The following is an 11241-nucleotide window of genomic DNA, read 5'->3' as shown; positions in this document are numbered from 1 at the left end:
ACAATGAGGCATTACCATGTTGGCATTACGTCAGGTGCATCACATCGCAGTGATTGGTTCAGACTATGCGGCCAGTAAGCATTTCTACTGCGACATCCTCGGTTTTACCCTATTGGGCGAGTTTTATCGTGAAGAACGAGATTCATGGAAGGCGGATCTGGCGCTCAATGGACAATACAGTATCGAACTGTTCTCCTTTCCGTCACCACCGGCCCGCGTCAGCCGTCCAGAAGCATGTGGCCTGCGCCACCTGGCGTTCAGTGTCGACGACATCGAACAGGCGATCGCGCATCTGGAAGCTGCCGGGATCCTGTGCGAACCGGTACGCGTCGATCCTTATACCCAGTCTCGTTTTACTTTTTTCAACGATCCTGATGGATTGCCACTGGAACTGTATGAACAATGAAGGCTTGCCTGAGGCATCGGGCTGGTTAACGTGCAGCCCTATGGGCGTTATGGCGGTTTCCTGCTGCTTGTCAGGCGATGAACGATAAACCAATGAATACCGATCAACTTTCCGTACAGGTCAGCCGACAATTGGGTACGAAGCGGCATTTGCTGGTGGCGTTCAGCGGTGGCCTGGATTCCAGCGTATTGTTGCACCTGCTGGTGGGGCTGCGGCGGCAATGGCCGGATCTGCAGTTGCGTGCGGTGCATGTGCACCACGGCCTGAGCGCTTTTGCCGATGAATGGGTGGCCCACTGCCAACGTCAATGTGCCGCCTGGCAGTTGCCGCTGGTAGTCCAACATGTGCAGGTGGATGGCAGGCAGGGCGGGATTGAAGCTGCGGCCCGTGCGGCGCGTTACTCAGCCTTTGCCGCTACGCTGGCGGCCGATGAGGTCTTGCTCACGGCGCAACATCTTGATGACCAATGTGAGACCTTCCTGCTGGCGCTGAAGCGCGGCAGTGGCCCGGCGGGCCTGTCGGCGATGGCCGCTCAGGCATCATTGGGGAGTAACCCTTTGCTGCGCCCTTTGCTGGGTATGTCGCGTCTGCAGTTGGAGGATTATGCACAGCAGCACCAGCTCACCTGGATAGAGGACGACAGCAATCAGGATCCGCGTTTCGATCGTAATTTCCTGCGCCTGCAGGTGCTACCGCTGCTGAACCAACGCTGGCCGTATTTTGCCGCCGCGACGGCGCGCAGCGCCAGCCTGTGCGCGGAACAGGAGCAACTGCTGGATGAGCTGCTGGCAGAACAGCTGCAAGCGCTGCTTGATGAAGATAATGCACTGGCGATCGACGGCCTGTTGGGTTGTTCGTCTGCGCGCCGTTTTGCCTTGTTACGTCGTTGGATCGCGCTGTTTGGCGTTACCATGCCTTCACGCGAACACTTGCAGCGGCTGTGGGACGAGGTGGCGCTCTGCCGGGATGACGCCGAGCCGAAGTTGCAGCCGGGTCCGTATCAGATTCGCCGTTTCCGCCGGCGATTATATCTGCTGCCGATAATGGCGGATCTGCGCGAAGTCAGCCTGGATTGGTCATTGGCAGAGCCGCTCGAGCTGCCGGATGGATTGGGTAAGCTGAGTAGCGGGGAAGGCGATATTTGTCTGCGGGCACCGCAGCCGCAACAGAAGGTGAGCGTTCGTTTTGCCGCTCAGGGAAAAATCCGCATCCTTGGCCGAGCTCATTCCCGGCCAGTTAAAAAACTGTGGCAGGAGTTGGGCGTGCCGCCGTGGCAGCGCGAACGTACTCCGCTGATCTATTATGATGACCAGCTTATCGCTGCGCTGGGTGTATTTGTCAGCGAAGCCGGTCAGCCGCCTGAGGGGGAGTTATCCTGGCGACTGCGTTGGCATAAAAAATAATAATAGTATGAGGAGCAATGATGAAATTTGTGAGCGCAATGGCCGTGGTGTTCGGTCTTTTCAGTCTGTCGGCCATCGCGGCGGGTGACGTGGCCGCAGGGAAGGGTAAATCCGCCAGCTGTGTCGCGTGCCATGGCGCAGAGGGGAAAGTGTCGGTGCCGATGTATCCGAATCTGGCCGGGCAAAACGCCATGTATCTGGAGCATGCGCTGCAGGCGTATAAAAAAGGGGAGCGCAACGGCGGCCAGGCTGAAGTGATGAAGGCCTACGTTTCGGCATTGTCTGATGACGATATTGCCGATCTGGCAGCGTACTATGCCAGTCTTAAACCCTAGCCAGCCTGAAGCCATAAATGACGAGGGCAGCCGTTGGGCTGCCCTGTTGGGATGGCGTTACCGTTAAATCAATCAGACAGGCTGACGACCACGGTACCGATTTCCGGATGACTGAAACTGAGGATATGATCCAGACGCAAGCTGAGAGCGTTGCCGGCCTGATCGATAATCAGGTATTCAACACCCTTGGTAAATTTCAGCTCGGTGGCTTTGCCTTCGAGTTTTTCTCCGTCGCGTAACTCCAGCTTCAGAATGTAGTTATGCTGACAGGCGAGTTCCAGGCTTTCATAGTCATCGCAATTGATGGATTGGTACTCATCATTCATCAACATAGTCGCTCACCAATAAGTTAGCGGCGGCAAAGGCCGCCTGTTCCCTAACGGAGGACGGTAGCGCGTTATCCGCAGCAACTTCGTCCAATGCCTTTAACACACATGCTAGCGCATCAGGCACGTAGCCGAGATCCCCACTGCCGATCTCAGCGTAAAAACGGCGTACTAACTCACAGTATTGTTGCACAGTTTCCTCCCTTAAGAACCTCTGCGTCATCGAAGTCCCGCATAGCGATGAGGCCCAGGCTCTCGGAGCTTTACTTAATCCTAGTCGACTATAGCACAGCTATTGGGGAGTTATTAGCACCTCAGCGCGGCTTTCGCACTGCGCTTTGCCCAGCCGCGCTGGCTGCGGATGGGCCAAATCTAGTACACTGTCGCCTGATAATAATGAGGTCACCCATGGCGCTGAAAGCAACTATTTATAAAGCCACGGTCAATATCGCTGATATGGATCGTCACTTCTACCACGACGCCACGCTCACCCTGGCCCAACATCCTTCCGAAACCGAACAGCGTATGATGCTGCGCCTGCTGGCCTGGATCTGCCACGCCGATGAGCGTCTGGTGTTTACCAAGGGCCTGAGTGCCGAAGATGAGCCGGAAATCTGGCGGCGCAATGACCACAACGGGTTGGAAATGTGGATCGAAATGGGCCTGCCCGATGAGAAGCGCATCAGGAAAGCCTGCAACCAGTCACCGCGAGTGGTGCTTTACGCCTACGGTGAACGCGCCGGACATGTATGGTGGCAGGGTATCCAAAGCAAAGTGGCAAACCACAAAAACCTAAGCATCCGTTTTCTGAATGATGAACAATTAGGCAAGTTGGCGGCGATGGCCAGCCGCAATATGACGCTGCAAGCCACGCTGCAAGAAGGAACTATCTGGCTTTCTGATGCTCAGAATAGTCTGGAAATCCAGTTTGCCGAGTGGCAACAGGCGCAGGTGTGACCGGTGCTGGAACTGTCAAGAAACGTAGCCATACCGGATAACGAGCTGGAACTGACGGCGATCCGCGCGCAGGGCGCGGGTGGCCAACACGTGAATAAAACCTCAACGGCTATCCATTTGCGCTTTGACATCCGGGCATCCAGCCTGCCAGAGTATTATAAGGAAAGGCTGCTGGCCCTGAATAATCATTTAATTACCGCCGACGGCGTGGTGATTATTAAAGCGCAGGAATATCGCAGCCAGGAATTAAACCGCGAGGCGGCGCTGGCCAGGCTGGTGGCGTTGATTCAGCAGGCGATGGTGGTGGAAAAAGCGCGCAGAGCGACCAAGCCCACGAAAGGGGCAAAATTACGCCGGCTGGAAGGCAAGGTACGTAAAGGCGCGACAAAAGCGCTGCGTGGCAAAATCCGCACTTAAGGATACATGAACACAGTAGGAGAATAGCTGTGAAGAAAATAACAATAGCCCTGTTTTTAGCGGCAGGGGCACTCTCATTATTGGGATGTAATAATCAGTATCAGCCGAAAGAACAACCTCTTCAGGCGATGCAGCAGAGCTATCAGGGCGTACTGCCTTGCGCTGATTGCAGTGGTCTGGATACTGCGCTCTTCCTGGATGAAGACGGCACTTTCATTTTGCAGGAAACCTATCGCGAAACCAAAGACGGGGACCGGAGCTTTGCCGATTATGGCAAATGGGCGCGAACCGCCGATAAGCTGGTACTGACCGACAGCCATGGCGAAAAACGCTATTTCCGCCCGGTAGGCAAGAGTCTGGAAATGTTGGACCAAAGCGGCGCAGTGATCGAATCCACGCTGAACTACCGCCTGGATCCGGTGGAGAAAGCGTTGCCTAAAACGCCGATGACGCTCAAAGGCAGCTATACCTACATGGCGGATGCGGCAGTATTCAAAGATTGCGCCACCGGCAAGACTTTCCCGGTAGACAATACTATCGCGTTGGAACAAGGGTATGCCAAGGCGTACAAAACTCCAGGTGAGCCGGTGTTCCTGACCTTGAATGGCCATTTCAGCGTACAGCCTTCAATGGAGGAAGGACAGACCGAGAAGGCATTGGTTTCGGACGGCAAGATAGTGTTCGACAAGAACAAGAACTGCGACAGCAAATAATCGCTATAAAAAAACCCGCCGAGGCGGGTTTTTTACTTTCTGACACAGCCGTTTAGCGCTTGATCTGCCCCAGCAGGAAATCAACGATTTCGCCGGTTTTGATCATTTGCTTCTCGCCGACGCGGCGGTTTTTGTATTCAATCTCTTCGCTATCGAGGTTACGGTCGCCGATGACGATTGAGTGTGGCACGCCAATCAGTTCCATATCTGCGAACATTACGCCTGGGCGCTCTTTACGGTCGTCGAGAATAACGTCGATGCCGTGCGAACGCAGGGTGTTGTACAGTTCTTCAGCCAGCGCCTGCACGCGGAAGGATTTGTGCATGTTCATTGGCAGAATAGCCACCTGGAATGGGGCGATGGCGTCCGGCCAGATGATCCCGCGATCGTCATGGTTCTGTTCGATGGCGGCAGCCACTACGCGGGTGACCCCGATGCCGTAGCAACCCATGGTCAGAACCTGGTTACGGCCATCTTCACCCTGAACGGTGGCTTTCATCGCTTCAGAGTATTTGGTACCGAGCTGGAAGATATGGCCCACTTCGATACCGCGTTTGATCAACAGCGTGCCTTTACCGTCCGGGCTGGCGTCGCCTTCCACAACGTTACGAATATCGGCAACCTGCGGCAGAGGCAGATCGCGCTCCCAGTTAATGCCGAAGTAGTGTTTGCCGTCGATATTAGCGCCGGCGCCAAAATCGCTCATCGCCGCTACGCTGCGATCGGCCACGACCGGAACCTGCAGATTGACCGGGCCGAGGGAGCCAGGGCCGGCACCGACGATGGCGCGGATTTCTTCTTCGGTGGCAAAGGTCAACGGAGCGGCTACCTGTGGCAGCTTCTCGGCCTTGATTTCGTTCAACTCGTGATCGCCGCGTACCAGCAGGGCAACCAGCTTGTGGCCGCTTTCTTTTTCGGCGTGCACCAGCAGCGTCTTGACGGTCTTCTCAACCGGCAGTTGGAATTGCTCTACCAGTTCGGCGATGGTCTTGGCATTTGGCGTATCCACAATGCGCAGTTCTTCGCTGGCTGCCGCGCGCGGCTGAGCCGGCGCCACTGCTTCTGCCAGTTCGATATTGGCGGCAAAGTCAGAACCGGTAGAGAATACGATATCGTCTTCACCGCTGTCGGCCAGCACCTGGAACTCGTGTGATGCGCTACCGCCAATCGAGCCGGTATCGGCATGCACTGGGCGGAAATCCAGGCCCATGCGGCTGAAGATTTTGCTGTAGGCTTCGTACATTGCATCGTAGGTCGCCTGCAGGGATTCCTGCGAAGTATGGAATGAGTAGGCATCTTTCATCAGGAATTCGCGAGAACGCATCACGCCGAAACGGGGGCGCACTTCATCGCGGAACTTGGTCTGAATCTGGAAGAAGTTCAGCGGCAGCTGTTTGTAAGAACTGATCTCGTTACGGATCAGATCCGTAATCACTTCTTCGTGCGTTGGGCCCAGCACAAACGGACGTTCGCCGCGATCGACAAAGCGCAGCAGCTCAGGACCATACTGTTCCCAACGACCGCTTTCCTGCCATAAATCGGCGGGTTGAACCACCGGCATGCAAACTTCGATCGCGTTGGCATTGTTCATTTCTTCGCGGACGATGTTCTCAACCTTTTTCAGAACGCGCAGGCCGGTTGGCAGCCAGGTGTAAAGACCTGAGGCCAGCTTGCGAATCATCCCGGCGCGCAGCATCAGCTGGTGGCTGATCACTTCGGCGTCGGCAGGTGTCTCCTTCAGGGTGGAGAGCAAATATTGGCTAGTACGCATGGTGTTTTGGTTCCGTTAGAACTGCAAATTGCATCGGGCAGCCACAGTGGCGGCCAAAAGTGACAAAAGTGGTTTAGTTTACCAGTGCGAGCGGGTTGTCAAAAGAGAGACGGTGGAATTTTAACGCAGGTCGAGTGACAACACCTCGGTTTGCTGATCCACCACCCGCCAGCGCACGTTGAAATCCAGCAGCCAAACTGCATAATCCCGTTCCGCTTCTTCTCCCTTTCGGTAGGCCGGACGTGGATCCTGGGCCAGCACCTGGGTGATAAAACGCCGCAGTTGCGGATAGCGTTGTTGGTGCTGCTGTAGCTGTTGTTCAGCCGCGGGGGTAAAACGCACGGGCATATCGCCGGCGGGCGCCGTCTGAGCAAACCCGGCGCGGGCCTGCGGTTGGCTTTCGGCAAACGGCAGGTAGGGTTTGATATCCACCACCGGCGTGCCATCAACCAGATCCAGGCTACCCAGCTCCAGCACCACTTCGCCCCCTTGAACACGTACGCCTTTTAATTCGATTAACGACATGCCGAGCGGGTTAGGGCGGAAGGTGGAGCGTGTGGCAAAGACGCCCATCCGGGCATTGCCGCCCAGGCGCGGTGGCCGCACAGTGGGGCGCCAGCCGCCTTCCAGGGTTTGATGGAAAATAAACATCACCCACAGGTGGCTGAAATCGCTGAGACCGCGTACTGCTTCCGCCTGATTGTAGGGCGGTAGCAGCACTAACTCACCGCCACCGTCTTCGACCAACCCCGGCTGGCGAGGTACGGCGAACTTTTCTTTATACGGTGAACGGATGGTTCCGATCTGATTGAAGACAAACTCAGTCATTTGGACGAAACGCTAAGCGCTGAACCCTGGCAAATAGCCTGTTGGTAGCAACCGGCAACGCCGCCGACAATCTGACAGTCGTGCAGCAGCACGGCGTTTGCTTTCATGTAAGAAGCGCGGATCTGCATGCGTTTACGGGCCGTCGCCAGATTTGGCGGTGAATCCTGTACGGTGGTCTGGCATGACTCGCCAGAGACTTCACCCAGATCGCGGAAAGGTTTACCCACTAATTCTTCTGCACTTTTATACAGTTTTACCGGCGCTGGACGTGCCGCGGGCGTCGTCTTTGTCGGTGTGGTTACAGTTGGTTTGCTGGTGTTGTTTGTTGAGGAGGGCGCGATACGCTGCGACGAACACCCTGCCAGCGCGAGCGCTAACAAACAGAGAGATAAAACACGCATTGAGATTCCTCTGTCTTTTTATAGAAGTGGCGCTATTGAAGCAATCTACGGCGGAAATAACAAGACGGGCCGGAGCCCGTCTTGCAATTATAGGAATAAAATCGGTAATGAATGATTACCAGCCTTTTACTGCGCCGCCGTTAAAGATCTTGTTGGCCGCTTCGTTAACTTCGTCAGACTGGTATGCCTGCACGAACTTCTTCACGTTTTCCGCGTCTTTATTGTCTTCACGGGCAACCAGCAGGTTAACGTACGGTGAGTCTTTATCTTCAACAAACAGACCGTCTTTTGCAGGAGTCAGGCCGATCTGGCTGGCGTAGGTCGTGTTGATCACCGCCAGTGCGATTTGCTGATCGTCCAGTGAGCGTGGCAACTGTGGCGCTTCCAGCTCTACCAGTTTCAGGTTTTTCGGGTTCTCGGTCACGTCCAGCACGGTCGGCAGCAGGCCAACGCCGTCTTTCAGTTTGATCAGGTTAACCTTCTGCAGCAGCAGCAAAGAACGGCCCAGGTTGGTCGGGTCATTAGGCAGGGCAACCTGGGAACCGTCTTTCAGCTCATCCAGTGATTTGATTTTCTTGGAGTAACCGGCAATCGGGTAAACGAAGGAATTACCTACCGATACCAGTTTATAGCCGCGATCCTTGATTTGCTGATCCAGGTACGGTTTGTGCTGGAAGGCGTTCAGATCGATATCACCTTTGCTCAGCGCTTCGTTTGGCAGCACGTAGTCATTGAACGTCACCAGTTCAACGTCCAGACCGTATTTCTCTTTCGCCACTTTCTGCGCTATTTCTGCAACCTGCTGCTCAGCACCGACGATAACGCCCACTTTAATATGGTTTGGATCTTTTTCTTCCTGACCGCAGCCTGCCAGAGCCAGAGTACCGATCAGTGCGCCGATTGCCGCGATGGATTTAAATTTTAACGACATATCCCTTCCTCATTAGACTCGCATTAAAAATACGCTGTGTGAGCGCAGTTGCTGTAAAAACTATTTGTGAGTGACGGCTTTCACGATGCGATCGCCACCGAACTGGATCAGATAGACCAGCACCACCAGTAATACTAATACGGTATTCATTACTGTGGCGTTATAACCGATATAGCCATACTGATAGCCGATCTGGCCCAGGCCGCCGGCGCCAACTGCGCCGCCCATGGCAGAATAACCAACCAGGGTAATCAGGGTAATGGTGGCTGCGTTCACCAGGCCCGGCAGGGCTTCCGGCAACAGGACCTTTTTAATGATTTGCATCGGGGTGGCGCCCATCGCACGGGCTGCTTCCACCAGACCGGAGGGGATCTCCAGCAGGGCGTTTTCCACCATGCGGGCGATAAACGGCGCTGCGCCCACGGTCAAGGGGACGATGGCCGCCTGCAGGCCGATCGAGGTGCCGACGATCAGGCGGGTAAACGGAATCATCCACACCAGCAGGATGATGAACGGGATGGAACGGAACACGTTCACCAGCCCGGACAAGGTTTTATACAACGTATTGTTGGCGACGATTTGCCCCGGGCGGGTCACATACAGCAGCACGCCAACCGGCAGGCCGAGCACGAAACCGAAGAAGCCGGAGACAAAGGTCATCGCGACGGTTTCCCACACGCCACGTGCCATTAACCACATCATTGCCTCAGACATAACCCAGAACCTCTACTTTTACCTGATTTTCCTGCAGGAATTTAATCGTTGCCAGCGCGTCTTCGTCGCTGCCGTGCAGCTCTGCCAACATCACGCCGAATTTCACACCGCCGGCATAATCCATCTGGGCGCTGATGATGTTGTTATTGACGTTGAAGCGGCGAGCGGCTTCTGACAGCAAGGGGGCATCAACGGACTGGCCGGTGAATTCCAGGCGCAGCAGCGGTTGACGGCCGCCACTGCGTTCCGGCGCCAAACGCTTGGCATAATCGTCCGGGATATCCAGATGCAACGTGGATTGGATAAACTGTTGGGCCAGCGGCGTTTTCGGGTGCGAGAACACTTCGCTGACGCTGTCTTTTTCAATCAACTGCCCTTGACTGATGACTGCTACCTGATCGCAGATGCGTTTTACCACGTCCATTTCATGGGTGATCAACAGGATGGTCAGGCCGAGGCGGCGATTAATGTCTTTCAGCAGTTCCAGAATCGAACGGGTAGTTGCCGGATCCAGCGCGCTGGTGGCTTCGTCACACAGCAGCACTTTGGGTTGGCTTGCCAACGCGCGGGCAATCGCCACACGCTGCTTTTGGCCACCGGACAAATTGGCAGGGTAGGCGTCATGTTTGTCTGACAGCCCGACCAGCTCCAATAATTCGGTCACCCGTTTTTTTATTTCAGCGCGCGGGGTGTTGTCCAGTTCCAGCGGCAGCGAAACGTTGCCAAATACCGTGCGGGAGGACAGCAGATTAAAGTGTTGGAAAATCATGCCAATCTGACGACGAGCGCGTGTCAATTCGCTTTCAGACAGCGAGGTCAGATCCTGTCCATCAACCAACACCTGGCCGGAGGTTGGGCGCTCAAGCATGTTGGCGCAGCGGATCAGCGTACTTTTACCGGCACCGGAAGCACCGATAACGCCATAGATTTGCCCGGCAGGGACGTGAAGAGTCACGTCAGAGAGCGCATTAATAGAGCGCGAACCCTGCTGGAACACTTTGGTGATGTTAGAAAGTTTAATCATATTCTTCTTATTTTAGCGTGGTTGCCCGTGGCTAGATAAAAGTAAACCTTGGCGTGGACCAAGGTATGGGTCAGATGTTAAGGCGTCTAGACGTCCAAGTCAACGACCAACGCCGTTCTCTGCCGTTCTCAGCACTGGGTAAAACATGCGATACTGTACTCGTTTTCAGGCCCTCAGGAGTAAACCGGTGACACAAAGCGTTCCAGCAATTTTCCTAGATCGTGACGGCACGATTAATGTCGATCATGGCTACGTCCATGAAATCGATAATTTCCACTTTATTGATGGCGTGATTGACGCCTGTCGCGAACTGAAAAAGATGGGCTTTGCTCTGGTATTGGTCACCAACCAATCCGGCATTGCGCGCGGCAAGTTCGACGAAAAACAGTTTATGTACCTGACCGAGTGGATGGATTGGTCGTTGGCCGATCGCGATGTTGACCTGGATGGCATCTATTTCTGTCCGCATCACCCAGAGGCAGTAATAGAAGAGTACCGCCAGACGTGCGACTGCCGTAAACCGCAGCCGGGCATGTTGCTGCAGGCACAGCAAGAACTGAACATCGACATGGCCTCTTCTTATATGGTGGGTGACAAACCGGAAGATATGCAGGCTGCCATCGCGGCAGGTGTTGGTACTAAAGTGCTGGTGCGTACCGGCAAGCCGATCACCGAACAAGGCGAGAAACTGGCGGATTGGGTGTTAAACAGCCTGGCGGAGCTGCCGGAAGCCATCAAAAAGCGGGTTTAGCAGGCGTTATGCATGAATAGTGAGCGGTCAGAAAAAAAGTGAATATTAATCCTTGTCATTCTGAGCCGGCTCCCTATAATGCGCCTCCATCGACACGGAACATGTGAACAACTTCACAGAGTCTCCGGGGTTCGAAGAGAAAAAACCTGAAAATTAGGGTTGACTCTGAAAGAGGAAAGCGTATTATACGCCACCTCGAGATAGCAAGCTACGGCGGCTAACTCACTGCTCTTTAACAATTTATCAGACAATCTGTGTGGGCAC

Annotated in this window: 15 protein-coding genes; 7 read left to right on the top strand and 8 right to left on the bottom strand. The window is 54.8% G+C overall.

Annotation, left to right across the window (positions count from 1 at the left end):
- Positions 1-16: 16 nt before the first annotated feature.
- From ACTJJ1_RS21720 to ACTJJ1_RS21710, 3 genes are all read left to right on the top strand, one after another.
- Positions 17-406, top strand: a complete 390-nt coding sequence (locus ACTJJ1_RS21720; RefSeq protein WP_440835254.1) for a VOC family protein — start codon at positions 17-19, stop codon at positions 404-406.
- Positions 407-498: 92 nt separating this feature from the next.
- Positions 499-1809, top strand: coding sequence for a tRNA lysidine(34) synthetase TilS (gene tilS / locus ACTJJ1_RS21715; protein ID WP_440835252.1), 1311 nt, complete (start codon positions 499-501; stop codon positions 1807-1809).
- 17 nt (positions 1810-1826) lie between these two features.
- Positions 1827-2144: a c-type cytochrome gene (locus ACTJJ1_RS21710; protein WP_004952199.1), complete on the top strand. Its 318-nt coding sequence runs from the start codon at positions 1827-1829 to the stop codon at positions 2142-2144.
- Between the two features lie 68 nt (positions 2145-2212).
- Here ACTJJ1_RS21710 and rof read toward each other — a convergent pair whose 3' ends face one another.
- On the bottom strand, positions 2213-2470 hold the full coding sequence (gene rof / locus ACTJJ1_RS21705) for a Rho-binding antiterminator (protein WP_004952197.1): 258 nt from the start codon (positions 2468-2470) through the stop codon (positions 2213-2215).
- Positions 2463-2663: a YaeP family protein gene (locus ACTJJ1_RS21700; RefSeq protein ID WP_006318652.1), complete on the bottom strand. Its 201-nt coding sequence runs from the start codon at positions 2661-2663 to the stop codon at positions 2463-2465. The genes rof and ACTJJ1_RS21700 overlap by 8 nt, the downstream gene beginning before the upstream one ends.
- A 215-nt stretch (positions 2664-2878) precedes the next feature.
- Here ACTJJ1_RS21700 and ACTJJ1_RS21695 point away from each other — a divergent pair, with 215 nt between their 5' ends.
- Genes ACTJJ1_RS21695 through nlpE form a run of 3 tightly spaced genes read left to right on the top strand, consistent with a single transcriptional unit; the run spans position 2879 to position 4557 of the window.
- Complete coding sequence (locus tag ACTJJ1_RS21695; RefSeq protein ID WP_409443829.1) at positions 2879-3427, top strand: YaeQ family protein; 549 nt, start codon at positions 2879-2881, stop codon at positions 3425-3427.
- Between the two features lie 3 nt (positions 3428-3430).
- The gene (arfB, locus tag ACTJJ1_RS21690; RefSeq protein ID WP_004952187.1) at positions 3431-3844 is read left to right on the top strand and encodes an alternative ribosome rescue aminoacyl-tRNA hydrolase ArfB; all 414 of its coding nucleotides are present in this window, start codon (positions 3431-3433) and stop codon (positions 3842-3844) included.
- 29 nt (positions 3845-3873) lie between these two features.
- Positions 3874-4557, top strand: a complete 684-nt coding sequence (gene nlpE, locus ACTJJ1_RS21685; protein ID WP_004952183.1) for an envelope stress response activation lipoprotein NlpE — start codon at positions 3874-3876, stop codon at positions 4555-4557.
- 52 nt (positions 4558-4609) lie between these two features.
- Here nlpE and proS read toward each other — a convergent pair whose 3' ends face one another.
- From proS to metN, 6 genes are all read right to left on the bottom strand, one after another.
- Positions 4610-6328, bottom strand: coding sequence for a proline--tRNA ligase (proS, locus tag ACTJJ1_RS21680; protein WP_004952181.1), 1719 nt, complete (start codon positions 6326-6328; stop codon positions 4610-4612).
- A gap of 120 nt (positions 6329-6448) precedes the next feature.
- A complete protein-coding gene (tsaA, locus tag ACTJJ1_RS21675; protein ID WP_004952179.1) occupies positions 6449-7156 on the bottom strand; it encodes a tRNA (N6-threonylcarbamoyladenosine(37)-N6)-methyltransferase TrmO in 708 nt (235 codons plus the stop codon).
- The gene (gene rcsF / locus ACTJJ1_RS21670) at positions 7153-7557 is read right to left on the bottom strand and encodes an Rcs stress response system protein RcsF (RefSeq protein ID WP_020439672.1); all 405 of its coding nucleotides are present in this window, start codon (positions 7555-7557) and stop codon (positions 7153-7155) included. The genes tsaA and rcsF overlap by 4 nt, the downstream gene beginning before the upstream one ends.
- Positions 7558-7672: 115 nt before the next feature.
- Positions 7673-8488: a MetQ/NlpA family lipoprotein gene (locus tag ACTJJ1_RS21665; RefSeq protein WP_004952177.1), complete on the bottom strand. Its 816-nt coding sequence runs from the start codon at positions 8486-8488 to the stop codon at positions 7673-7675.
- 60 nt (positions 8489-8548) lie between these two features.
- A complete protein-coding gene (locus tag ACTJJ1_RS21660) occupies positions 8549-9202 on the bottom strand; it encodes a methionine ABC transporter permease MetI (RefSeq protein ID WP_006327515.1) in 654 nt (217 codons plus the stop codon).
- Complete coding sequence (metN, locus tag ACTJJ1_RS21655; RefSeq protein ID WP_006318635.1) at positions 9195-10226, bottom strand: methionine ABC transporter ATP-binding protein MetN; 1032 nt, start codon at positions 10224-10226, stop codon at positions 9195-9197. The genes ACTJJ1_RS21660 and metN overlap by 8 nt, the downstream gene beginning before the upstream one ends.
- 187 nt (positions 10227-10413) lie before the next feature.
- Here metN and gmhB point away from each other — a divergent pair, with 187 nt between their 5' ends.
- Positions 10414-10977: a D-glycero-beta-D-manno-heptose 1,7-bisphosphate 7-phosphatase gene (gene gmhB, locus ACTJJ1_RS21650; protein ID WP_006327514.1), complete on the top strand. Its 564-nt coding sequence runs from the start codon at positions 10414-10416 to the stop codon at positions 10975-10977.
- Positions 10978-11241 lie beyond the last annotated feature (264 nt).

The organism is Serratia sp. 22264 (assembly GCF_052045345.1).
Lineage (GTDB): Bacteria > Pseudomonadota > Gammaproteobacteria > Enterobacterales > Enterobacteriaceae > Serratia > Serratia plymuthica.
This window is presented reverse-complemented; position numbering and strand designations above follow the sequence as displayed.